Origin of the sequence: Streptococcus gwangjuensis (assembly GCF_028156745.1) — a bacterium.
Lineage (GTDB): Bacteria > Bacillota > Bacilli > Lactobacillales > Streptococcaceae > Streptococcus > Streptococcus gwangjuense_A.
In genome coordinates this window covers 1-24,616 of record NZ_JAODJG010000039.1, presented here as the reverse complement: position 1 = coordinate 24,616, position 24,616 = coordinate 1, and the positions used below count along the sequence as shown (strand labels likewise).

Here is a 24,616-nt window from a genome sequence, read left to right as displayed (position 1 = left end):
TCCTTTCTTAGGTGGTGAGGGACGCAAGCAAACCGATGGTTTCATTGCTTATTTTTGAGCCTAGGGTCTCAAAAATCCCTTGTGATTGGACTGATAAATCAGTTCCATCACTTTCACCACAGCGAAAGAAGTGGATGATTTCAAATTGAACTTCGTTTCAATTTGAAATGAAAATCAATAAGTTTAAAAATAGCTAGGTCTGCTGGCCTAGCTTTTGGTTCAAAGTAGAGAAAGGAATATCATGGCAAATCATTTCCGTACGGATCGTGTGGGCATGGAAATCAAGCGTGAAGTCAATGAGATTTTGCAAAAGAAAGTCCGTGATCCGCGTGTCCAAGGTGTGACCATCACAGATGTTCAGATGTTGGGTGACTTGTCTGTTGCCAAGGTTTACTACACCATTTTGAGTAACCTTGCTTCGGATAACCAAAAAGCCCAAATCGGGCTTGAAAAAGCAACTGGTACCATCAAACGTGAACTTGGTCGCAATTTGAAATTGTACAAAATCCCAGATTTAACTTTCGTCAAAGACGAATCCATCGAGTATGGGAACAAGATTGACGAGATGCTACGCAATCTGGATAAAAACTAAAGAAGAGGGGTAACCCTCTTTTTTGGTGGGAGAAATGGCTACAAAACATACTGGGAAATCTTTCTAGACTTAAAAATTATTAAAAAGCTTTATAAAATTCAGCTTGTATGATATTATAGGAAATGAAATGAGTGAGATAAAACGATTTTTCAGTAATAGCCAGCAAGACTGGTATCGTTAATATTTTGAGACTGTAGTTAAACGAGGGAAGATAAGATGGGACTCATAAAAACTCTAGCTAAAACTTACGGGAATTACTTTTTGACCATGCAAGGTGTAAAAGTCATGAAAACGATAAAGAAAGATGACAATGCCGTTGTCGGTCTGGGGAAACTCTTTATTGCAGACAAGTTAATGGATACGGCTCGGTGGCTCATCAAGCCAGAGGATAGAAAATGAAATTTTTCTGGGGACTTCTTGCCATTCTTTTTATCAAACCGATTATTGGAATTGTGAAATTCTTGTGGATGATCATCTCTTTTGCAGTACAATTGCTGTTTTACAAGCTATTATTTAAAATATTGGATTGGCTCTTTAAACTTATTTAGATGGTCATCCAAGTCGCAGAGAACTAGCAGGAACTCCACTGCTAGTTTTTTAATCTCTTCCCTTATGGTATAATATAAGCAGTAAAATCATTTTAGAATATTCAGTGGAGGTCGTCATGGACAATATCATCGATGTGTCAATTCCTGTTGCAGAAGTGGTGGACAAGCATCCGGAAGTCTTGGAAATCCTAGTGGAACTGGGTTTTAAACCCCTTGCCAATCCCTTAATGCGCAACACTATTGGGCGTAAAGTATCGCTTAAGCAGGGTTCTAAGCTTGAAGGAACTCCTATGGACAAGATTGTCCGTACGCTGGAAGCAAACGGCTACGAAGTGATTGGATTAGACTAATGGCAGATGAACGAATTCATGTCCTGCGGGATATTTTGTTAGAATTGCATAATGGCGCCTCTCCTGAGTCGGTTCAGGAGCGTTTTGATGCTACCTTTACAGGTGTTTCAGCCATCGAGATTTCCCTCATGGAGCACGAGCTGATGAACTCAGACTCAGGTGTCACCTTTGAAGATGTCATGGAACTCTGTGATGTCCATGCCAATCTTTTTAAAAATGCTATCAAAGGTGTCGAAGTAGAGGATACTGAGCATCCAGGCCACCCAGTTCGGATTTTCAAAGAAGAAAATCTGGCTCTCCGTGCAGCTTTAATTCGCATTCGTAGATTGTTAGATACCTATGAGTCTATGGAAGATGAAGAAATGCTTGCGGAGATGCGTAAGGGTTTGGTGCGTCAGATGGGACTTTTGGGGCAATTTGATATCCACTACCAGCGTAAGGAAGAACTCTTCTTTCCTATCATGGAGCGCTATGGACACGACTCACCTCCTAAAGTTATGTGGGGAGTGGATGACCAGATTAGGGAACTCTTTCAAACAGCTTTAGCGACAGCCAAGTCACTACCTGAAGTGCCGATTTCCACTGTAAAAGAAGCTTTTGAAGCCTTTGCGACAGAGTTTGAAAGTATGATTTTCAAGGAAGAGTCCATCCTTCTCATGATTCTCCTTGAATCCTTTACTCAGGATAATTGGCTTCAGATTGCGGAGGAGAGCGATGCCTATGGTTATGCCATCATCCGTCCGTCAGAGAAATGGGTTCCAGAACGCCAGAGTTTTGTCGAGGAAAAGATTGCAGAGGAGCCTATTCAGCTAGATATGGCAGAAGGTCAAGTTCAACAAGTCATAGATACGCCAGAAGGACAGTTTACCATTACCTTTACCCCTAAGGAAAAGGAAGCAGTGTTGGACCGCCATAGTCAACAGGCTTTTGGCAATGGCTATCTCTCGGTCGAGCAGGCTAATCTCATCCTCAATCACCTCCCTATGGAGATTACTTTTGTCAATAAAGACGATATTTTCCAGTATTACAATGACAATACGCCAGCTGATGAGATGATTTTCAAACGGACCCCTTCACAAGTTGGGCGCAATGTTGAACTTTGCCATCCGCCTAAGTACTTGGACAAGGTCAAAACTATCATGAAGGGACTTCGTGAGGGTACTAAGGATAAGTATGAAATGTGGTTCAAGTCTGAGTCGCGAGGTAAATTTGTCCATATCACCTACGCAGCAGTGCACGATGAAGAGAGAGAATTCCAAGGGGTGCTGGAGTATGTTCAGGATATTCAACCCTACCGTGAGATTGATACGGACTATTTCCGTGGATTAGAATAAGGAGAAAAAATGAGTTACGAACAAGAATTTATGAAGGAATTTGAAGCTTGGGTCAATACCCAAATCATGATCAATGACATGGCGCACAAGGAAAGCCAAAAAGTCTACGAAGAAGACCAAGACGAGCGTGCCAAAGATGCCATGATTCGCTACGAAAGCCGCTTGGATGCTTATCAGTTCTTGCTTGGTAAGTTTGAAAACTTCAAGGCAGGCAAGGGATTCCATGATTTGCCAGATGGCTTATTCGGTGAGCGAAATTATTAAACGAGATAGATTCTTGATTTTTTACTAAAATCTTGATAGAATATTTATATTAAATCCTTGTCAGAGCAGGGGTTTTTTATTGAAAGGATTTTATCATGTCAAAGAAACTCAATCGTAAAAAACAATTACGAAATAGCCTCCGTCGTGCAGGTGCTTTTTCAAGTACTGTGACGAAGGTTGTAGAAGAGACAAAAAAAGTCGTGAAACGTGCAGAACAGTCAGCAAGCCAAGCTGGTAAGGCTGTTTCTAAAAAAGTTGAGCAAGCAGTAGAAGCTACTAAAGAGCAAGCTCAAAAAGTAGCCAATTCTGTGGAAGATTTTGCAGCAAACTTGGGTGGACTTCCACTTGATCGTGCCAAAACTTTCTATGATGAAGGAATCAAGTCTGCGTCAGATTTCAAAAACTGGACTGAAAAAGAACTCCTTGCTTTGAAAGGAATCGGCCCAGCTACCATCAAGAAATTGAAAGAAAACGGCATTAAGTTCAAGTAATCTTTCTTGTTCCTTGCAATTCCAAGAAAAACTTGCTACAATAAAGCCATCAGAGGTGTTTTGAATCCCACATTTTACAGAAAGTGGCGGTGCTGAGAAGTCCACAAATGTGTCAAAACTGGTTACTGATGGATGAAAAATGAAATATTACTGTCTTTTTATTTTAAAGACAAGAGTTGCGGGCTTTGCCCGAAATTGGGTGGTACCGCGGATAGCACATTCGTCCCTGTCATATAGATGGCAGGGCTTTTCTTTTGTATCTTGGTCAAAGGAGGTTGTTATGAAGCAATCTTTTAACACAAGTAAACTCTATTATGGTTTTCCTATCTTCATTTTGGGATATCAGGATCAGAATTTTGGACACAATATAACGACCTGTAGCTCCTCTTATAGTCTGGGAGATTGGCTAGTCATCGGTGTTGGTGCTGAGGAAAATGCGGCTGATCAGATAAAGTACTATCAGAAGTTCACCGTAAATATTCCTGATGAAACTTCTATGCTTGCGATGGAGCAGGCCGGCTTTATCAGTCATCGAGAGAAATTGAAACATCTGGGACTAGACTATGAGATTTCTGAACAGACTCATGCTCCGATTTTGGAATCTTGTCCAGTCGTTTTGGATTGCCAAGTGGATCGGATTATCGAAGAAGATGGAATCTGCCACATCTTTGCTAAGATTCTGGACCGACTTGCTAATCCTGAACTCTTGGATGAAAAGGGACATTTTAAAAATGAACTGTTTGCCCCAATCTATTTCATGGGAGATGGATATCAGCGTGTTTATCGTTATCTAGATGGCCGAGTCAATCCCATGGGAAGCTTTATCAAGAAAGCGAGGAAGAAAGATGACAAGAGCTGAGTTACCAGAACGCTTGGAAACAGAGCGTCTGGTCTTACGAGTCCGTACAGTGGCGGATGCAGAGGATATCTTTGACTATGCTAGTCTCCCAGAAGTTTCTTACCCAGCAGGCTTTCCGCCCGTCAAGAGCTTGGAAGATGAGATTTATTATCTGGAGCATATTCTTCCAGAACGCAATCAAAAGAACAATCTCCCAGCGGGCTATGGAATTGTCGTCAAAGGAACCGATAAAGTCATTGGTTCTGTTGACTTCAACCATCGCCATGCGGATGATGTGCTAGAGCTTGGCTATACCTTGCATCCAGACTATTGGGGTCGAGGCTATGTACCAGAAGCAGCGCGTGCCTTGGTCGATTTAGCCTTTAAAGATTTGGGTCTTCACAAGATTGAATTGACTTGTTTTGATTATAATGTCCAAAGTCAACGAGTCGCAGAGAAACTTGGATTTACCCTCGAAGCTCGTATCCGAGACCGTAAAGATGTTCAAGGAAACCGCTGTGACAGTCTGATATATGGTTTGCTGAGAAGTGAGTGGGAGGTAGTTTGATGCATCTTTTCATCATTGGTGCTCCAGCATCAGGAAAAATGACCATTGGTCAAGAATTATCTCGACTGACGGATGCTACCCTATTTTATAACCATCAAGCTATCGATTTTGCACTAGAAATCTATCAGGACTTTACAGAGGAAATGTGGGAATTTGTTCGTGGAATTACCTTTTCTTTCCTTGGAGCAAGTGCAAGAAATCAGCGATCAGTAATTTTAACAGACGTAATTGATTTTTCAAATCAGTATCATCTGATATATTTAAAGCAAATTCAGAGTTTGTTGAATGATTATCATCAAGAGATTCTGTTTGTTGAGTTGGAAACAAGTCTTGAAGAGCGCATACGCCGAAATCAAACGGAGAACCGGTTGAAGCACAAGCCCTTGAAACGGCATATTGAGATATCTGAAAGAGAAATTTTAGAGACTGCTGAAACACTTCAATTAAATTCTCAACATCAACCGAATGAGTTGCACCACTACTTTAAAATAAATAATACGAATTTATCAGCAGAAGAAGCTGCTAAGCAAATTCAAAATAAAATGAATACAATAGAGAAAGGACAAACACATGTCTAAAGAACTTTCACCTAAATACAATCCAGCCGAAGTTGAGGCTGGTCGTTACAAAAAATGGCTTGATGCGGATGTTTTCAAGCCTTCAGGCGATCAAAAGGCTAAGCCTTATTCAATCGTGATCCCACCACCAAACGTAACTGGTAAACTTCACCTGGGTCACGCTTGGGATACAACTTTGCAAGATATTATCATCCGTCAAAAACGTATGCAAGGTTTTGACACCCTTTGGCTTCCAGGTATGGACCACGCGGGGATTGCCACTCAGGCTAAGGTTGAGGAGCGCTTGCGTGGAGAGGGCATTACACGTTATGACCTAGGTCGTGAAAAATTCCTCGACAAGGTCTGGGAATGGAAAGACGAATATGCCACTACTATCAAGGAACAATGGGGCAAGATGGGGCTCTCTGTAGACTACTCTCGTGAGCGTTTCACTCTTGACGAAGGATTGTCAAAAGCCGTTCGCAAGGTCTTTGTGGACCTTTACAAGAAAGGATGGATTTACCGCGGTGAGTTTATCATCAACTGGGACCCAGCAGCCCGCACAGCCCTTTCTGATATCGAGGTTATCCACAAGGATGTCGAAGGTGCATTCTACCACATGAACTACATGCTGGAAGACGGATCTCGCGCCCTTGAAGTTGCGACAACTCGTCCTGAGACCATGTTTGGGGACGTTGCCGTTGCGGTCAATCCAGAAGATCCACGCTACAAGGACTTGATTGGAAAAAACGTCATCCTTCCAATCGCTAATAAACTCATCCCAATCGTTGGAGACGAGCACGCAGATCCTGAATTTGGTACTGGTGTCGTGAAAATCACGCCTGCCCATGATCCAAACGACTTCTTGGTTGGTCAACGTCACAACTTGCCACAAGTCAACGTTATGAACGACGACGGAACCATGAATGACTTGGCCTTTGAATTTACAGGCATGGACCGTTTTGAAGCTCGTAAGGCAGTCGTTGCTAAGTTGGAAGAAATCGGTGCCCTCGTTAAAATCGAAAAACGTGTCCACAGTGTTGGTCACTCAGAGCGTACAGGTGTTGTGGTTGAGCCCCGCTTGTCTACTCAATGGTTTGTCAAGATGGACCAATTGGCTAAGAATGCCATTGCCAATCAAGACACAGACGACAAGGTAGAATTCTACCCACCTCGTTTCAACGATACCTTCCTTCAATGGATGGAAAATGTCCATGACTGGGTAATCTCTCGTCAGCTCTGGTGGGGTCACCAAATCCCTGCTTGGTACAATGCTGAGGGGGAAATATATGTCGGCGAAGAAGCACCTGAAGGTGACGGTTGGACTCAGGACGAAGACGTCTTAGATACTTGGTTTAGCTCTGCCCTTTGGCCATTCTCTACCATGGGCTGGCCTGATGTCGACTCAGAAGACTTTAAACGTTATTATCCAACATCAACTTTGGTGACTGGTTATGATATTATTCCGTTCTGGGTGTCTCGGATGATTTTCCAAGGTTTGGAATTTACTGGCAAATCGCCATTCAAAAATGCCTTGATTCATGGTCTCATTCGTGATGAGCAAGGACGTAAGATGTCGAAATCTCTCGGTAACGGGATTGACCCAATGGATGTTATTGATAAGTACGGAACAGATAGCCTTCGTTGGTTCCTTTCAAACGGTTCTGCACCAGGCCAAGACGTGCGCTTCTCTTACGAGAAAATGGATGCTTCATGGAACTTCATTAACAAGATCTGGAACATCTCTCGCTACATCCTCATGAACAATGAAGGTTTGACCCTTGAGCAAGCAACTGCCAATGTCGAAAAAGTTGTCAATAAGGAAGCTGGGAATGTCACAGACCGCTGGATTCTCCACAACCTCAATGAAACTATCGGAAAAGCAACTGCCAACTTTGATAAGTTTGAGTTTGGTGTAGCTGGACATATCCTCTACAACTTCATCTGGGATGAGTTTGCGGACTGGTACGTTGAGTTGACCAAGGAAGTTCTTTACAGCGATAATGAAGAAGAGAAAGTCATCACACGTTCTGTTCTCCTTTACACTTTGGACAAGATCCTTCGTCTTCTTCACCCAATCATGCCATTCGTGACAGAGGAGATCTTTGGACAAATCTCAGAAGGTTCTATCGTTACAGCAGCATACCCAACTATTAATCCAGCCTTTGAAGATCTCGCTGCCCACACTGGTGTCGAAAGCCTCAAAGACTTGATCCGTGCTGTTCGTAATGCGCGTGCGGAAGTAAACGTAGCACCAAGCAAGCCAATCACCATCCTTGTCAAGACAAGCGACAACGACTTGGAAGCCTTCTTTAACAGCAATGTCAACTACATCAAACGCTTCACAAATCCAGAGCACTTGGAAATCGCATCAAACATCCCTGCACCTGAACTCGCGATGTCAAGCGTCATCACAGGAGCAGAGATCTACCTGCCACTGGCAGACCTCCTCAATGTCGAAGAAGAACTGGCTCGTCTCGACAAGGAACTGACTAAATGGCAAAAAGAATTGGATATGGTCGGCAAGAAGCTCTCTAACGAACGCTTCGTAGCCAACGCCAAACCAGAAGTCGTCCAAAAAGAACGCGACAAACAAGCCGACTACCAAGCGAAATATGATGCGACCGTAGCGCGTATTGATGAGATGAAGAAACTCGTTAAATAAATAAACATTAAGCAGATTCTGATAATTAAGCTAATATCAGAACTGCTTTTTTAGTTGATTTATGGTAGAATTAAGGGTAAAAACAAAAAGGGAGGCCGATATGAAAATAAATGCAGTTGATTTATTTTGCGGTGTAGGCGGTCTAACGTATGGCATTCAGCAGGCAGGTATCAATGTTGTGGCTGGGTATGATATTGATGAAAAAAGTAAGTTTGCTTACGAGTACAACAATGATGCAAAATTTATTTTAAAGGATATTAATGCAATTGAAGACGATGAAATTTTAGGGTTATATCCATCAGATACTGACATAAAAGTACTGATTGGCTGTGCTCCTTGTCAACCATTTTCAACGTACAGTCATAAATATCAGAATAATAAGAATACAATAAAGAAGATGGACCTTTTGGATTGTTTTGGTAAACAAGTTGAACTTGTAAAACCAGATATTGTGTCAATGGAAAATGTTCCGCAAATTCAAAAAAGAGAAGTATTCCATCGTTTTCAAAGCCTATTGAAAAAGAATGGCTATAAGGTTAGTTATAGAGTAGTATATGCTCCAGACTATGGAGTACCACAAATGAGAAAACGGTTACTTTTGCTTGCATCAAAATTTGGAGATATTTCATTTATTGAACCAGAGTTCGATTCCGACACTTATATTACTCTGAGGGATACTATAGGAAAACTACCTGAAATAAAAGCAGGGGAGACTTATGAACATGATCCACTACATAGAAGTAGAAATTTGTCAGATTTAAACTTAAGAAGAATTAGACAATCTAAACCAGGAGGAACATGGAGAGATTGGGATGATGAGCTTCTTTTAGAAGCATATAAGAAAGAGAGTGGAAAGTCATTTAGTTCAGTTTATGGTCGTTTAGAATGGGATAAACCAGCTAATACTATTACTACTCAGTTTCCTGGAATAGGGAACGGAAGATTTGGTCATCCGGAACAAGATAGGGCTTTAAGTCTACGTGAAGGAGCACTTTTACAGACTTTCCCATTAAATTATAAGTTTGTAAATCCTGAAAAAGGAAGTAATTATCCAATATCTCAAGTGGCATTACAAATAGGTAATGCAGTACCTCCAAAATTAGGAGAAGTGATTGGTAAGAGTATACTTAGACATTTGGAGGAAATAAATGACTTTTGAAAAAGAGTACCCTATTCGGATAAGCCCAGAAATATTGGAATTATTGGGACCAAGTTTATATACAAATATTTATTATATTTTAGCTGAGTTAATTGCTAATAGCTATGATGCTGATGCGGAAAATGTTTGGGTAGATTTATCTGGAGATTCTATTATTATTGAAGACGATGGTCAAGGAATGACTTATGATGAAACTTTAAATAGATATCTTGAGGTTGCAAAAACTACGAGAGTGAGTGAAATAGATGCTAAAAGTAAGAAATTTCACAGGCCAAAAATGGGAAGAAAAGGAATAGGTAAACTTGCGGCTTTGGCTGTTTCAACTGAGGTTAATGTAAAAACTAAATCAAATGGTGAATTATCTGGTTTTGTCTTAACAAGAAATGTCCCCAAAGATGGTAAACTTCGTCCAATCTTAGAATCAGAAATCACATTTTCAAATATTTCTGAGTCAGGAACTAGGATTGAGATGTTGAATTCTGAATTCAATCTACCTGCTACGACAATAACAGTAAAAAATAATCTAGCTAAGTTTTTCCCTCAGTTAAGTTCAAATCCTAAAAATCCATTTGTACTCCATATCAAGGGAAAAGATGGTATTAATAAAAAATTAGATAATTTCGTGGATTCATTGGCGACATCGTTAGATTCTCTATTGTTGTTAGGAGAGGATAAGTATACTATTTTAGATAAATTTGAAAAGGCTGCACCAAAGTATGCAAAAAATAATCTGAAAAAAGAACCACCTCGAACTCTTTCTTATAAAATAAATAACAATCAAGGAGAGCAAGAAAATAGAGAATTGAAGATAGAAGGTTGGATTGGGACATACCATACAACCAGAGGATTAAAAGCAAAAGAATCTTCGGATTTTCCTGATAATTTTTTAGCGATTTATTCAAATGGAAAACTGGGTCAATTTAATATATTAAATGAAATTGGACAAAATCGACTGAATGAAGTTTATGTTGTAGGTCAATTGTATGTTGATGAATTTGAGGAAACTAATTTACCTGACATGGCATTAAGCAACAGGCAAGGGTATAAAACTGATGATATCAGATTTCAAATTTTCCTTGCAGAGGCTAAAAAGCTCCTTACCCAAGTTTTACAATTGAAAGAAAAGGCAATTAAAGCTAAAAATAAAAATTCTGAAAAAAGTAAAAAGGAGAAAAAAATAAAAGAAGAGGAATTGTTATCTAAAAAGGTAGAGACGTCAATTGAGTATATGGAAAAGGTTATCCAAACTCAGAGTTTTAACAAAAGAGATGCAGAAAAGATTTTTACAGATTTGGGAATTAAAAAAATCGCGACAGATCAAGATAGTAGAAAAATTTTAATTAGTCATACTAGAAGTGATCAGCTATTAAACAATATTTTATATGGCTTATTATTGTTGAATGGATTCTCTTCAGATGAAATTATTTATACAAGTGATCCTAGTTACAATTCAGTTGTGCCATATGGACTAGATGTTTTCGAATATCTTAGAGAATTTTTTATTAAGAGTTATTCAAAGAAAGAAATTTATGTGCTATATGTATACTCTGACAGTTCTTCTAAAAGACCTGGGGTTTTACAGGAAATAGGAGCCGGTTGGGTTGTTAAGACTAAGCATGGAATTATTAAAGCTGGAAAAACCAATCCTGAACCGCCTTTGAATATCTCCAGCACGTATCCTAGTATTTATTTAGATAAAGAAGACAACAGAGCGTTTACAACAGAAAATCACTTTAGAGTTTTGTATGCGTTGGTAGATTCTATTTGCTCAATGTTTAATAAAGAGATTAGGTCTTTTGAAGAAAATAGGAATTATTTTGAAAATAATAATGGAGTTATTATTGATGAAAGTTCATTTGATTGCAAAATAAATAATAGGGAGATAATACTATGAAAGAATCAAAATTAAAACACATAGATATAGTTCAGTCAACGATTAGTCGGATGGCGCAAAATTCATTTGCAATTAAGGGTTGGACTATTACAGTATTAGTTGGATTATTTGTTTTTTTACAAAAAGATAATTTTAGAAATAATATGATTATTTATCTTATTCCAATAATATTTTTTTGGGTCTTAGATTCATACTATTTATGGCAAGAACGTCTTTTTAGAAAATTATATAACGATATAATAGTTAACGTGACTGAAGAATCAGATTTGTCAATGAATATTATACAATACAAAGCCAAGGTTAAATTTTATAGTTCCTTGTTTTCGGTATCAGAAATAATGATATATCTGCCTCTTCTGTTGATTACGTTATTACTTCTATGCAATGGGAATTAGCGATGAGAATTAGAAAACAACTTACTATGTATCGAATCTAGTTTGTTTATCTATTTTTAATTTATCCCACTAATTGACTCCATCGGCTGGGTAGCAAAGAAATAAAAGTCCGTTTTAGACTAATTTCCACTTCGGTTAGGCAAGTGGAAGTTACTGTGAGAAGTTACCCAGTTCAAATCAACTAACTTTCTCCCCCTTAACCTTTGACTATTCTGCAAAATTATCGTAAAATAAAGAGTAAATGATAAAATGAGGTCAGAGTCTGTTTGCTCTGGCGATAGTAGTATAAATGAGGAGAAACGCTTTGGAATTAGAAGTATTTGCTGGGCAAGAAAAAAGTGAACTATCTATGATTGAGGTAGCGCGTGCTATCTTGGAACTTCGTGGTCGCGACCATGAGATGCATTTTAGCGATCTTGTAAACGAAATTCAAAACTATCTTGGAACATCAAACAGCGATATCCGTGAAGCCTTGCCTTTGTTCTACACAGAGTTGAACTTTGACGGTAGCTTCATCTCACTTGGAGACAACAAATGGGGTCTTCGTTCATGGTATGGTGTGGACGAAATCGACGAAGAAATTATCGCTCTTGAAGAAAATGATGACGATGAAGTAGCGCCAAAAGCTAAGAAAAAACGCGTCAATGCCTTCATGGATGGCGATTCAGATGCTATTGACTACAATGCAGATGATCCAGAAGACGAAGATGCATACGAAGCAGATCCAGCTCTTTCATACGATGATGAAAATCCAGATGATGAGAAAAACGAAGTGGAAGCTTATGATGCAGAAATCAACGAAATCGCCCCAGATGACTTGGGTGAAGACGTGGATCTCAACGAAGACGACGACGAGTTTTCAGATGATGATGCTGAAAACATCGAGGAGTAAAAGTTAGCTATTGACAATTATCCTATTTTTAGGTATCATATTGTTCGGGCACCTCTTTTGGAGGTCGGGGCTCCCTAGTTCTTAGGGAGCTATTTTTGTTTTTTCAAGAAGTTATATTCTTGTATTTTATACTCAATGAAAATCAAAAAGCAAACTAGGAAGCTAGCCGCAAGCTGTACTTGAGTACGGTAAGGCGCAGCTGACGTGGTTTGAATTTGATTTTCGAAGAGTATTTGTTGTGAATCTGGTGCAGTCATCCCAGATTATTCTTATTAGTAGGGTCTTGTTTTCTATGTCCCCTCGTAGTTAACAAGGCCTTGAGCATTTTAGAAAGAGGAATCTATGTCTACGAAATATATTTTTGTAACTGGTGGTGTGGTATCGTCTATTGGGAAAGGGATTGTTGCAGCGAGTCTGGGCCGTCTCTTGAAAAATCGTGGTCTCAAAGTAACTATTCAAAAGTTTGACCCTTATATCAATATTGATCCAGGAACCATGAGTCCTTACCAGCACGGGGAAGTTTTTGTGACAGATGATGGGGCTGAGACAGATTTGGACTTGGGTCACTATGAGCGTTTCATCGATATCAATCTTAACAAATATTCCAACGTGACAACTGGTAAAATTTACAGTGAAGTGCTTCGTAAGGAACGCCGTGGAGAATACCTTGGGGCAACTGTTCAAGTCATTCCTCATATTACAGATGCTTTGAAAGAAAAAATCAAGCGTGCCGCTCTAACGACCGACTCTGATGTCATTATCACAGAGGTAGGTGGAACAGTAGGAGATATCGAGTCCTTGCCATTCCTAGAGGCCCTTCGTCAGATGAAGGCGGATGTGGGTGCGGATAATGTCATGTATATCCATACAACCTTGCTTCCTTACCTCAAGGCTGCTGGTGAAATGAAGACCAAACCAACTCAACACTCTGTAAAAGAATTGCGTGGATTGGGAATCCAGCCAAATATGTTGGTTATTCGTACAGAAGAGCCAGCTGGTCAAGGAATTAAAAACAAACTGGCTCAGTTCTGTGATGTGGCACCAGAAGCCGTTATCGAATCGTTGGATGTTGAACACCTTTACCAAATTCCATTGAACTTGCAGGCGCAAGGTATGGACCAAATTGTCTGTGACCATTTGAAATTAGACGCACCAGTAGCAGATATGACAGAATGGTCAGCCATGGTGGACAAGGTCATGAACCTGAAAAAACAAGTTAAGATTTCCCTTGTCGGTAAGTATGTAGAGTTGCAAGATGCCTACATCTCAGTGGTCGAAGCCTTGAAACACTCTGGTTATGCCAATGACGCAGAAGTTAAAATCAATTGGGTCAATGCCAATGATGTGACAGCAGAGAATGTGGTAGAGCTTTTGTCTGATGCTGACGGAATCATCGTACCAGGTGGTTTTGGTCAACGTGGTACAGAAGGGAAAATCCAAGCCATCCGCTATGCGCGTGAGAATGATGTTCCTATGTTGGGTGTCTGCTTGGGAATGCAGTTGACTTGTATCGAGTTTGCTCGTCACGTTTTAGGTCTTGAAGGTGCCAATTCTGCAGAGCTTGCACCAGAAACAAAATACCCTATCATTGATATCATGCGTGATCAGATTGACGTTGAGGATATGGGTGGAACCCTTCGTTTGGGACTTTATCCATCTAAGTTAAAACGTGGCTCTAAGGCAGCAGCTGCTTATCACAATCAAGAAGTGGTGCAACGCCGTCATCGTCACCGTTATGAGTTTAACAACGACTTCCGTGAGCAGTTTGAGGCAGCAGGCTTTGTCTTCTCAGGAGTTTCTCCAGATAATCGTTTAGTCGAAATCGTTGAAATCCCTGAAAATAAATTCTTTGTAGCATGTCAGTATCACCCTGAACTATCAAGCCGTCCAAACCGTCCAGAAGAACTCTACACTGCCTTTGTCACTGCAGCAGTTGAGAACAGCAATTAGTAAAATCAGAACCTTTGAGAAGAATCTCAGAGGTTTTTTGCTTGCATATTTAGGATATGAGTTGCAAAATAAAAACATAGTGATATAATTAACATAACAACAACTAAGGAGGAACTACAATGAAAAAAATCACATTATTTGGTTTATCTCTAGCTGGTCTAGCTTTACTGGCTTTTCCACATTCAGGGCAGGCATTTGAGCTTAAAGAAGAATGGGTTGTTAAGTGTGGAGTGCAGTATCAAGATGGCAAGATTCTTCGGTTTAACAATGGTCATGAAGTGGATATCAAAGTCTTGGATTTGCCAAAAACTGAAAAAATCGAGTGGACGGTTAGTCTCAATGGTCAAAATCAGACTGTCAATTTCCTAGGTCAAGAAAAGGACAAGTCTATGATGGGTGTAGAGGGGCGTTACCTGAATTTCTATGTTCCATATGGCTATAGAGGAGATATCAAGGTAGAAGCTAAGAGCGGAAACGAAGTGAAGATCTGGTCCACTAAAGTGGTTGACGATGTACATCATGAAGGTGGAAAGAGAGGCTACTATCGTATTGAAGAATCAAATGATCAATACACCTACCTCAATGCTAAATGGGATTATCAAACCAAGACTTACACTGCTACCTTACCAGAGACTCTCAATGGTCAAAAAGTCTTTGCTTGGGCAGACTATGGCAATGGCGAGTTGAAACTTGAAAAACTAAAATCTATCAGTCACAAATATGATGATGGAGGATCTTTCAAAGAGCTTTATCCGATTGTAAAAGCAGAAAGCTGGCTAAAATCAAACCAAAACTGGTACTATCAAAAACAAGGTCAATTAGTGCAGAAGGATTGGGTTTATGACAAGGGGACTTGGTACTTTATGAATGATAAAGGAGTCATGTTCAATCAAACTTGGCTATATCAAGGTAGCAACTGGTATGCCTTTAAATCATCAGGAGCCATGATTGCTAGTGATTGGCTTTACGACCAAGGCAAGTGGTACTATTTATCAACTTCAGGAGCTATGAAAGCAAGCACTTGGGTATATGACAAGGGAGAATGGTATTATGTAAGTTCTTCTGGTGCCATGTTAGCGAATGATTGGGTCAAAGATAATGGCAAGTGGTATTATCTGGCTTCATCAGGTAAGATGCTTCGCAATACCTACACGCCTGATGGTTACTACGTTGGTAACTCAGGCGCCTGGCAATAAATATAAGAAATCCTTTTCCTTTAAGGAAGAGGCTTTTTACTTGCTTTTCTGCTGCTTCCTCATTTGTCCTAAAGACTTTTTTGTGTTAAAATGAATGGTATGAAAGCTAAAAAAATGTGGATGGCAGGTCTGGCTCTGCTTGGTATTGGGAGCCTTGCCCTTGCTACGAAAAAAGTTGCAGATGACCATAAGCTCATGAAGACTCAGGAAGAGTTGACAGCGATTGTGCGAGACCACTTTTCAGACATGGGGGAAATTGCGACCCTCTATGTTCAAGTTTATGAAAGTAGTCTAGAAAGACTTGTCGGAGGGGTTGTTTTTGAGGATGGCCGTCATTATACCTTTGTCTATGAAAATGAAGACCTAGTCTATGAGGAGGAAGTCTTATGATACAACCAGCAAGTTTAGAAGAATTAGCATTTTTAGTGGAAAAAGAGGGCAAGAAGGTCTTTCTTTTTGTAGCAGACTGGTGTGGCGATTGTCGTTATATTTATCCTGCCTTGCCTGAAATTGAGGATACCAATCCAGAGTTCACCTTTATTCGAGTGGACCGAGACCAGTACATGGATTTAGCCAAACTCTGGGATGTTTACGGGATTCCTAGCCTTGTTGTTCTAGAAAAAGACAAGGAAATCGGTCGTTTTGTCAATCGAGACCGTAAAAGCAAGGAACAAATCAATGACTTTTTAGCAGGACTGAAATAGGAGAAAAGAGAAATAATGATTTTTACATATAATAAAGAACATGTCGGTGATGTCCTTATGGTCATCGTGAAAAACAGTGGAGATGCCAAACTGGACGTGGAGCGCAAAGGCAAGGTGGCTCGTGTTTTCCTCAAAGAAAACGGTGAAACAGTGGCCTGGAATATTTTCGAAGTTTCCAGTTGGTTTGAAATTGCAGAGCGCGGTCAAGTCTTTTTATCAGATGAGCAAGTCGCTCGTTTGAACCAAGAATTGCAGGTGGAAGGCTTTGCAGAAGAAATTATCAATGACAAAGAACCTAAGTTTGTTGTCGGTGAGATCATCGAGATGGTAGCTCATCCAGATAGTGACCACCTCAATATCTGCCAAGTTGCAGTCGCAAGTGATAAGACTGTGCAAATTGTTGCAGGTGCTCCTAATGCGCGTGTCGGTCTGAAAACCATTGTCGCTCTTCCAGGTGCTATGATGCCAAAAGGTAACCTCATTTTCCCAGGCGAACTTCGTGGTGAAAAGAGTTTTGGGATGATGTGCAGCCCTCGTGAATTGTATCTCCCAAATGCTCCGCAAAAACGTGGTGTTATTGAGTTATCAGAAGACCAAGTTGTCGGAACACCATTCGACCCAGCTAAGCACTGGACTGCTTAGGAACTTGTTAGTATCTGATAGACCAGCTAGAAGGAAATAAGATGGCAAAAAATGTAGTGATTACAGGAGCGACATCAGGAATCGGTGAAGCGATTGCGCGTGCTTATTTGGAGCAGGGTGAGAATGTCGTTCTAACCGGACGACGGACAGACAGACTAGAAGCCCTTAAGTCGGAGTTTGTAGAATCCTTCCCAAATCAAACAATTTGGACCTTTTCATTAGATGTGACGGATATGGACATGGTAAAGACGGTCTGCTCCGATATTCTAGAAACGATAGGGCAGATTGATATCTTGGTCAATAACGCCGGACTAGCTCTAGGTTTAGCACCCTATCAGGACTATGAAGAGTTAGATATGTTGACTATGTTGGATACCAATGTTAAGGGTTTGATGGCAGTCACTCGCTGTTTCTTGCCAGCAATGGTAAAAGCCAATCAAGGACATATCATCAACATGGGCTCTACTGCAGGAATCTATGCCTATGCGGGAGCAGCTGTTTACTCAGCCACCAAGGCAGCAGTTAAGACCTTTTCGGATGGGCTTCGAATCGATACCATCGCAACAGACATCAAGGTGACAACCATTCAGCCTGGAATTGTTGAAACAGATTTTTCGACAGTACGTTTTCATGGTGATAAAGAACGGGCTGCGTCCGTTTACCAAGGAATAGAAGCCTTGCAAGCCCAGGATATTGCCGACACAGTAGTCTATGTGACCAGTCAACTTCGTCGTGTGCAGATTACAGATATGACCATTATGGCCAATCAACAGGCGACAGGTTTCATGGTTCATAAAAAGTAAAAAAATTCTTCGAAAAGTTACAAATTTCTGTAACTTTTTTTGATTTCCTACGAATAGATAAGTAGGAGGAAGAAAATATGTATAATAAAGTTATCTTGATTGGACGTTTAACGTCTACACCAGAATTGCACAAAACCAACAATGACAAGTCAGTAGCGCGAGCAACTATCGCTGTGAACCGTCGTTACAAAGACCAAAACGGGGAACGCGAAGCTGACTTCGTTAATATGGTCCTATGGGGCAGATTAGCAGAAACATTGGCAAGCTACGCAACCAAAGGTAGTCTCATTTCAGTGGATGGAGAACTTCGTACCCGTCGTTTCGAGAAAAATGGTCAAATGAATTATGTGACTGAAGTCCTTGTGACAGGGTTCCAACTCTTGGAAAGTCGTGCCCAACGTGCTATGCGTGAAAATAATGCAGGTCAAGACCTAGCGGATTTGGTTTTGGAAGAGGAGGAATTGCCATTTTAATACTCTTCAAAGCACGTCAGCTACACCTTGCCGTAGGTATAGGTAACTGACTTCGTCAGTCTTATCTATAACCTCAAAACAGTGTTTTTAGCAGCCTGCGGCTAGTTTCCTAATTTTCACTAGTATAAATATTGAAAAGTCTGAGTTGGTCTCAGGCTTTTTATCTTGAGAAAGTCAGACTTTTTTCTTGACTATTTTTGACCAAGTGATACAATAGAATTATGAATTAGCACTCGAATACAAAGAGTGCTAATGATATCTATCTCATTATGGAGGAAATCAGATGTTGAAACCATTAGGAGACCGTGTGGTCTTGAAAATCGAAGAAAAAGAACAAACTGTTGGTGGCTTTGTCCTTGCAGGCTCAGCCCAAGAAAAAACCAAAACAGCCCAAGTTGTGGCTACTGGACAAGGTGTTCGTACCTTGAACGGTGACTTGGTTGCTCCAAGTGTTAAAGCTGGAGATCGTGTCTTAGTTGAAGCCCATGCAGGTCTTGATGTCAAAGATGGCGATGAAAAGTACATCATCGTTGGCGAAGCTAACATCTTGGCAATCATTGAAGAATAGAAGGAGAAAGTAAGTATGTCAAAAGAAATTAAATTTTCATCAGATGCCCGTTCAGCTATGGTTCGTGGTGTTGATATTCTTGCAGATACTGTTAAAGTAACCTTGGGACCAAAAGGTCGCAATGTCGTTCTTGAAAAATCATTTGGCTCACCCTTGATTACCAATGACGGTGTGACTATTGCCAAAGAAATCGAATTGGAAGACCATTTTGAAAATATGGGTGCCAAATTGGTATCAGAAGTAGCTTCTAAAACCAATGATATCGCAGGTGATGGGACTACAACTGCAACGGTATTGACCCAAGCAATCGTCCGTGAAGGCATCAAAAACGTCACAGCAGGTGCCAATCCAATCGGCATCCGTCGTGGAATTGAAACAGCAGTTGCAGCAGCAGTAGAAGCCTTGAAAAACAATGCCATCCCTGTTGCCAATAAAGAAGCCATCGCTCAGGTTGCTGCCGTATCTTCTCGTTCTGAAAAAGTCGGTGAATACATTTCTGAAGCCATGGAAAAAGTTGGCAAAGATGGAGTCATCACTATCGAAGAGTCACGTGGTATGGAAACAGAGCTTGAAGTTGTAGAAGGTATGCAGTTTGACCGTGGTTACCTTTCACAGTACATGGTAACAGATAGCGAAAAAATGGTAGCTGATCTTGAAAATCCATACATTTTGATTACTGATAAGAAGATTTCAAATATCCAAGAAATCTTGCCACTCCTAGAAAGTATTCTCCAAAGCAATCGTCCACTTTTGATTATTGCGGATGATGTGGATGGCGAAGCCCTTCCAACTCTTGTTTTGAACAAGATTCGTGGAACCTTCAACGTGGTAGCTGTCAAAGCACCTGGTTTTGGTGATCGTCGTAAAGCTATGCTTGAAGATATCGCTATTTTAACAGGCGGAACAGTTATCACAGAAGATCTTGGTCTTGAGTTGAAAGACGCGACAATTGAAGCCCTTGGTCAAGCAGCGAGAGTAACTGTGGACAAAGATAGCACGGTTATAGTAGAAGGTGCGGGAAATCCTGAAGCGATTTCTCATCGTGTTGCAGTTATCAAGTCTCAAATCGAAACTACAACTTCTGAATTTGACCGTGAAAAATTACAAGAACGCTTGGCCAAATTGTCAGGTGGTGTAGCGGTTATTAAGGTCGGGGCCGCAACTGAAACTGAGTTGAAAGAGATGAAACTTCGCATCGAAGATGCCCTTAACGCTACTCGTGCAGCTGTTGAAGAAGGAATCGTTGCAGGTGGTGGAACAGCTCTTGTAAATGTTATCCCAGCTGTAGCTGATTTGGAATTGACAGGAGATGAAGCGACAGGTCGCAATATTGTTCTCCGTGCCTTGGAAGAACCTGTTCGTCAAATCGCCCACAATGCAGGATTTGAAGGATCTATCGTTATCGATCGTTTGAAAAATGCTGAAGTTGGTACAGGATTCAACGCAGCAACTGGTGAGTGGGTCAATATGATTGATCAAGGGATTATCGATCCAGTTAAGGTTAGTCGTTCAGCCCTACAAAATGCAGCATCTGTAGCCAGCTTGATTTTGACTACAGAAGCAGTCGTAGCCAATAAACCAGAACCAGTAGCCCCAGCTCCAGCAATGGATCCAAGCATGATGGGCGGCATGATGTAAGCTTTCTATAGAAAACACAAAAGGAGGGAATGCCTATTCCTCCTTTTTATGATGTTCATTTCTAAATTGATTTGAGCTCTCCTAACTTATATGATAAAATAAGACTAGAAAAAGGAGAAGAACATGATCGATGTAGAAGAGATTCTGAGCAAGATGAACCCCAATCAGAAGATTAATTATGACCGTGTCATGCAGAAGATGGTCCAAGTATGGGAGAAAAATGAGCAACGGCCAACCATTCTCATGCATGTTTGCTGTGCCCCTTGCAGTACCTATACCCTAGAATACCTAACCAAATACGCTGACGTGACAATCTATTTTGCCAATTCCAATATCCATCCCAAGGCAGAATACCATAAGCGCGCCTATGTTACCAAGAAATTTGTCAGTGATTTCAATGAGCGGACAGGAAATACGGTCCAGTATCTAGAAGCTCCCTACGAGCCAAATGAATACCGAAAATTAGTTAGAGGACTAGAGGAAGAGCCAGAAGGTGGCGACCGTTGCAAGGTTTGCTTTGACTACCGACTGGATAAGACAGCGCAAGTGGCTATGGATTTAGGATTTGACTACTTTGGTTCAGCTTTGACCATCAGTCCTCATAAGAATTCTCAAACTATTAACAGCATCGGAATCGATGTGCAAAAAATTTACACAACCCACTATCTCCCAAGTGATTTCAAGAAAAATCAGGGTTACAAACGTTCAGTGGAGATGTGTGAAGAGTATGACATCTACCGTCAATGTTATTGCGGATGCGTTTATGCAGCCCAAGCCCAGAATATTGATCTGGTTCAAGTTAAGAAGGACGCCACAGCGTTCATGCTTGATAAGGATGTTGAAAAAGACTATTCCCACATCAAATTTACTGTTACGAAATTAGATATATAAAGACCAACCCAGCTGAAAAGTTGGGTTTTTCAAATGAAAAAACCAGGGCTTTCACCCTAGTTTGACAACTTTACCGATTCTTTAGTTCTACATAGCGCTTGTACCAAATATTTACATAGGCTTCTGAGAAAGGACCTCGTCCATTGTTAATCCAATCAACAAGAATTTTGACATGTTCTTTTAAAATATAGTCCAAATCATCAGAATAATTCATTTTACGTTTGTGACGCTCATACTCCTCAACGTCCAAGAGACGTTTTTCCCCATCTGTAAAAATTTTAACATCCAAATCGTAATCAATATACTTCAGTGCTTCTTCATCCAGATAGTAGGGGCTAGCCATATTGCAATAGTAGGAAATTCCATTATCGCGAATCATGGCAATGATATTAAACCAATATTTCTTGTGAAAGTAAACAATAGCCGGTTCTCGAGTGACCCAACGACGACCATCACTTTCGGTAACCAGTGTATGATCGTTGACACCAATAATGGCGTTTTCTGTTGTTTTTAGTACCATGGTGTCCCGCCAAGTTCGGTGGAGACTCCCATCATGCTTATAACTTTGAATTGTAATAAAGTCGCCTTCTTTTGGAAGTTTCATAACTAACCAACTTTCTACAATTTATAAGTTTATCGTTTACTATTGTACCATAAAATTACCTAAAATCTGTCAATTTTACATGAAAATATTAAAGATATTCTCTGAGAGCGCTTGCTATATCCGAAAAATCATAGCCCTTTCGTGCTAAAACTTGGGTTAAACGCTGTTTAAGTTCGTATCCTTCATATTTTTGGGCATACTTGGCATATTGCTTATCAAGTTCCTTGAAGATGAGTTCCTGAGTCGTTTCTTGGTCAACTTGACTATCCAAGTCGTCAAAGGCACTTTTAGCATCAGAATAGGAAAACCCCTTGTTGGTCAAGTTCTGGATTATCTTATCTTGCATGGCACGAGCTGGAAGTTTTCCCTCATATTTTTTCAATAGTTTATTAGCTACACGTTGAGCAACTTCAGAAAAATCAAATTCTTTCAAGTTCTCTTCTATAGTAGATTTTGAAATCCCTTTTTGTGTTAGTTTCTGAGTCAGTACATAAGGTCCCTTGTCTCCTGAAAGTTGATTGGCATTGATGATAGCATAGGTGTACTGGTCATCATTAATCCACTTATCTTCTTTAAGATTAATAATGACTTGAGAAAGGATGTTTTCATCAATATCGTATTTTTTCAGATATTCTCTGACTTCTTTTTCAGTGCGAGCTTTAAAGGATAGGTGGTAGAGGGCTAGATTCTTACCATAAGAAAATTGGGCAAAGTTCTGTATCTCTTTCAATTCTTCTTGGTTTATAACCTTATCTCTCGATAACATAAAACGAACAATAGTATCTTCAGTAATGTAGCATTTATCGTCATTATCAAGCTCCATCAGATAGAGTCTTTTTTTCTTTTCAAGTTTTGTGATTTTCATAGTTCTATTATAACTCAAAATGTGATAAGATAGGGGTATGAATCTGAAAGTGAAACAAAAAATACCATTAAAAATCAAGCGCATGGGAATTAATGGTGAGGGAATCGGCTTTTATCAAAAAACCTTAGTCTTTGTGCCTGGTGCTCTCAAAGGAGAAGATATCTATTGTCAGATTACTTCTATTAAACGTAACTTTGTTGAAGCAAAATTACTAAAGGTTAACAAGAAGTCTAAATTCCGTGTTGTACCAGCTTGTACTATTTACAATGAATGCGGAGGCTGCCAAATCATGCATCTGCATTATGATAAGCAGCTGGAGTTCAAGACGGACTTACTTCACCAAGCGCTAAAAAAATTTGCCCCTGCAGGATATGAAAATTATGAAATCCGCCCGACGATTGGAATGCAGGAACCCAAGTACTATCGTGCTAAGTTACAGTTTCAGACTCGAAAATTTAAAAATCAGGTCAAGGCGGGCTTATATGCACAAAACTCTCACTATTTAGTAGAGTTGAAAGACTGCCTGGTACAAGACAAGGAAACCCAAGTGATTGCTAATCGTCTAGCAGAATTACTTACTTATCACCAGATTCCAATTACGGATGAGAGAAAAGTTCTAGGTGTTAGAACTATAATGGTCCGACGAGCAAGAAAGACTGGACAGGTTCAGATTATTATTGTTACAAACCGTCAGCTTAATTTAACCCAACTAGTAAAAGATTTAGTTAAAGATTTTCCAGAAGTTGTGACAGTAGCTGTGAATACAAATACGGCTAAAACCAGTGAGATTTATGGTGAGAAGACAGAGATTATCTGGGGAGAAGAGAGTATTCAAGAAGGTGTTCTTGATTATGAATTTTCACTATCCCCTCGAGCATTCTATCAACTAAATCCTGAACAAACAGAAGTCCTCTATAGCGAGGCGGTAAAAGCGCTGGATGTTGATAAAGAAGACAATTTGATTGACGCTTATTGTGGAGTTGGAACGATTGGACTTGCCTTCGCAAAGAAAGTTAAAACACTCAGAGGTATGGATATTATTCCAGAAGCCATTGAAGATGCTAAGCGAAATGCTAAAAGAATGGGATTTGACAACACACATTACGAAGCAGGAACCGCAGAAGAGATTATTCCTCGCTGGTATAAGGAAGGCTACCGAGCAGATGCTTTGATTGTAGATCCACCACGTACAGGTCTGGATGACAAGTTATTAGATACAATTCTTACCTATGTACCAGAAAAAATGGTCTATATTTCTTGCAATGTTTCGACCTTGGCCCGTGATTTAGTAAGGTTAGTAGAAGTCTATGATATCCATTATATTCAGTCGGTCGATATGTTCCCACACACCGCTCGAACTGAAGCAGTGGTAAAATTAATTAAAAAAATTTAAAAAAGTAGTTGACAAAGTTTAAAAAGTGGGTATAATAGTAAGAGTTGAAAACAACTCTGGTCCGTTGGTCAAGGGGTTAAGACACCGCCTTTTCACGGCGGTAACACGGGTTCGAATCCCGTACGGACTATGGTATGTTGTGGTTGAAGCACTTGATGAAAAAAGTTAAAAAAGTTTCAAAAAAGTGTTGACAAGCGAAAGCGACTGTGATATACTAATATAGTTGTCACTTGAGAGAAGCGAGTGGCAAAGACCTTTGAAAACTGAACAAGACGAACCAATGTGCAGGGCACTACAACAATTGTTGTAGTACTGAACAATGAAAAAACAATAAATCTGTCA

Annotated in this window: 27 protein-coding genes and 1 tRNA gene; 26 read left to right on the top strand and 2 right to left on the bottom strand. The window is 40.1% G+C overall.

The genetic code is table 11. The annotated features are described in order from the left end of the window. The first annotated feature begins 241 nt into the window (after positions 1-241). The 24 genes from rbfA to N5909_RS08170 all read left to right on the top strand — a co-directional run bounded on the left by rbfA (position 242) and on the right by N5909_RS08170 (position 21,412). Positions 242-592, top strand: a complete 351-nt coding sequence (gene rbfA / locus N5909_RS08285) for a 30S ribosome-binding factor RbfA (RefSeq protein WP_001273601.1) — start codon at positions 242-244, stop codon at positions 590-592. 216 nt (positions 593-808) lie between these two features. Continuing rightward, on the top strand, positions 809-991 hold the full coding sequence (locus N5909_RS08280) for a hypothetical protein (RefSeq protein ID WP_033681348.1): 183 nt from the start codon (positions 809-811) through the stop codon (positions 989-991). Positions 992-1,256: 265 nt separating this feature from the next. Beyond that, on the top strand, positions 1,257-1,490 hold the full coding sequence (locus tag N5909_RS08275) for a DUF1858 domain-containing protein (RefSeq protein WP_000368734.1): 234 nt from the start codon (positions 1,257-1,259) through the stop codon (positions 1,488-1,490). Beyond that, positions 1,490-2,824: a DUF438 domain-containing protein gene (locus N5909_RS08270; RefSeq protein ID WP_033681350.1), complete on the top strand. Its 1,335-nt coding sequence runs from the start codon at positions 1,490-1,492 to the stop codon at positions 2,822-2,824. The genes N5909_RS08275 and N5909_RS08270 overlap by 1 nt, the downstream gene beginning before the upstream one ends. A gap of 9 nt (positions 2,825-2,833) precedes the next feature. Beyond that, positions 2,834-3,088: a DUF1912 family protein gene (locus N5909_RS08265; RefSeq protein WP_000119706.1), complete on the top strand. Its 255-nt coding sequence runs from the start codon at positions 2,834-2,836 to the stop codon at positions 3,086-3,088. A 95-nt stretch (positions 3,089-3,183) separates the two neighbouring features. Then, on the top strand, positions 3,184-3,579 hold the full coding sequence (locus tag N5909_RS08260; protein ID WP_000038635.1) for a helix-hairpin-helix domain-containing protein: 396 nt from the start codon (positions 3,184-3,186) through the stop codon (positions 3,577-3,579). Between the two features lie 280 nt (positions 3,580-3,859). Further along, positions 3,860-4,438, top strand: coding sequence for a flavin reductase family protein (locus N5909_RS08255; protein WP_271631116.1), 579 nt, complete (start codon positions 3,860-3,862; stop codon positions 4,436-4,438). Beyond that, positions 4,425-4,985 (top strand): GNAT family N-acetyltransferase, encoded by a 561-nt coding sequence (locus N5909_RS08250; protein WP_271631115.1) that lies wholly within the window; start codon positions 4,425-4,427, stop codon positions 4,983-4,985. The genes N5909_RS08255 and N5909_RS08250 overlap by 14 nt, the downstream gene beginning before the upstream one ends. Then, positions 4,985-5,563, top strand: a complete 579-nt coding sequence (locus N5909_RS08245) for an AAA family ATPase (protein WP_033681352.1) — start codon at positions 4,985-4,987, stop codon at positions 5,561-5,563. Before N5909_RS08250 ends, N5909_RS08245 begins: the two co-directional genes overlap by 1 nt. Continuing rightward, positions 5,556-8,207 carry a valine--tRNA ligase gene (locus N5909_RS08240; protein WP_271631114.1) on the top strand — a complete coding sequence of 884 codons (2,652 nt, stop codon included), beginning with the start codon at positions 5,556-5,558 and terminating at the stop codon, positions 8,205-8,207. Before N5909_RS08245 ends, N5909_RS08240 begins: the two co-directional genes overlap by 8 nt. Before the next feature lie 100 nt (positions 8,208-8,307). Further along, positions 8,308-9,366 (top strand): DNA cytosine methyltransferase, encoded by a 1,059-nt coding sequence (locus N5909_RS08235; RefSeq protein WP_033681354.1) that lies wholly within the window; start codon positions 8,308-8,310, stop codon positions 9,364-9,366. Beyond that, positions 9,356-11,260, top strand: a complete 1,905-nt coding sequence (locus N5909_RS08230; RefSeq protein ID WP_049515935.1) for an ATP-binding protein — start codon at positions 9,356-9,358, stop codon at positions 11,258-11,260. Before N5909_RS08235 ends, N5909_RS08230 begins: the two co-directional genes overlap by 11 nt. Continuing rightward, the gene (locus N5909_RS08225) at positions 11,257-11,655 is read left to right on the top strand and encodes a hypothetical protein (protein ID WP_033681356.1); all 399 of its coding nucleotides are present in this window, start codon (positions 11,257-11,259) and stop codon (positions 11,653-11,655) included. The genes N5909_RS08230 and N5909_RS08225 overlap by 4 nt, the downstream gene beginning before the upstream one ends. A gap of 304 nt (positions 11,656-11,959) precedes the next feature. After that, complete coding sequence (gene rpoE, locus N5909_RS08220; RefSeq protein ID WP_000418401.1) at positions 11,960-12,547, top strand: DNA-directed RNA polymerase subunit delta; 588 nt, start codon at positions 11,960-11,962, stop codon at positions 12,545-12,547. Between the two features lie 342 nt (positions 12,548-12,889). Further along, a complete protein-coding gene (locus tag N5909_RS08215) occupies positions 12,890-14,497 on the top strand; it encodes a CTP synthase (protein ID WP_033681357.1) in 1,608 nt (535 codons plus the stop codon). A 119-nt stretch (positions 14,498-14,616) separates the two neighbouring features. Beyond that, positions 14,617-15,693, top strand: a complete 1,077-nt coding sequence (locus N5909_RS08210) for an N-acetylmuramoyl-L-alanine amidase family protein (protein WP_033681358.1) — start codon at positions 14,617-14,619, stop codon at positions 15,691-15,693. Between the two features lie 90 nt (positions 15,694-15,783). Beyond that, positions 15,784-16,083, top strand: coding sequence for a DUF4651 domain-containing protein (locus N5909_RS08205; protein ID WP_033681359.1), 300 nt, complete (start codon positions 15,784-15,786; stop codon positions 16,081-16,083). Beyond that, complete coding sequence (locus N5909_RS08200) at positions 16,080-16,397, top strand: thioredoxin family protein (protein WP_033681360.1); 318 nt, start codon at positions 16,080-16,082, stop codon at positions 16,395-16,397. Before N5909_RS08205 ends, N5909_RS08200 begins: the two co-directional genes overlap by 4 nt. 15 nt (positions 16,398-16,412) lie before the next feature. After that, on the top strand, positions 16,413-17,039 hold the full coding sequence (ytpR, locus tag N5909_RS08195) for a YtpR family tRNA-binding protein (RefSeq protein ID WP_033681361.1): 627 nt from the start codon (positions 16,413-16,415) through the stop codon (positions 17,037-17,039). 41 nt (positions 17,040-17,080) lie between these two features. Further along, positions 17,081-17,842, top strand: a complete 762-nt coding sequence (locus tag N5909_RS08190) for an SDR family NAD(P)-dependent oxidoreductase (RefSeq protein ID WP_033681362.1) — start codon at positions 17,081-17,083, stop codon at positions 17,840-17,842. A gap of 77 nt (positions 17,843-17,919) precedes the next feature. Beyond that, positions 17,920-18,315 carry a single-stranded DNA-binding protein gene (locus N5909_RS08185; RefSeq protein ID WP_000282442.1) on the top strand — a complete coding sequence of 132 codons (396 nt, stop codon included), beginning with the start codon at positions 17,920-17,922 and terminating at the stop codon, positions 18,313-18,315. A 283-nt stretch (positions 18,316-18,598) separates the two neighbouring features. Beyond that, positions 18,599-18,883: a co-chaperone GroES gene (groES, locus tag N5909_RS08180; protein WP_000917323.1), complete on the top strand. Its 285-nt coding sequence runs from the start codon at positions 18,599-18,601 to the stop codon at positions 18,881-18,883. 15 nt (positions 18,884-18,898) lie between these two features. After that, complete coding sequence (gene groL, locus N5909_RS08175; protein ID WP_020902493.1) at positions 18,899-20,521, top strand: chaperonin GroEL; 1,623 nt, start codon at positions 18,899-18,901, stop codon at positions 20,519-20,521. A 123-nt stretch (positions 20,522-20,644) separates the two neighbouring features. Then, the gene (locus N5909_RS08170) at positions 20,645-21,412 is read left to right on the top strand and encodes an epoxyqueuosine reductase QueH (protein ID WP_000567569.1); all 768 of its coding nucleotides are present in this window, start codon (positions 20,645-20,647) and stop codon (positions 21,410-21,412) included. 70 nt (positions 21,413-21,482) lie between these two features. Here the strand turns inward: N5909_RS08170 and N5909_RS08165 are convergent, their stop codons facing one another. Together N5909_RS08165 and recX are read right to left on the bottom strand one after the other, a co-directional pair. Continuing rightward, entirely contained in the window at positions 21,483-22,016 is a 534-nt protein-coding gene (locus N5909_RS08165) for a DUF402 domain-containing protein (RefSeq protein WP_000775316.1), read from the bottom strand. A gap of 88 nt (positions 22,017-22,104) precedes the next feature. After that, positions 22,105-22,881: a recombination regulator RecX gene (gene recX, locus N5909_RS08160; RefSeq protein WP_033681363.1), complete on the bottom strand. Its 777-nt coding sequence runs from the start codon at positions 22,879-22,881 to the stop codon at positions 22,105-22,107. 37 nt (positions 22,882-22,918) lie between these two features. Here recX and rlmD point away from each other — a divergent pair, with 37 nt between their 5' ends. Next, positions 22,919-24,274: a 23S rRNA (uracil(1939)-C(5))-methyltransferase RlmD gene (rlmD, locus tag N5909_RS08155; RefSeq protein ID WP_120719195.1), complete on the top strand. Its 1,356-nt coding sequence runs from the start codon at positions 22,919-22,921 to the stop codon at positions 24,272-24,274. A 58-nt stretch (positions 24,275-24,332) separates the two neighbouring features. Then, a tRNA-Glu gene (locus N5909_RS08150) sits at positions 24,333-24,404 on the top strand. Positions 24,405-24,616: the final 212 nt, after the last annotated feature.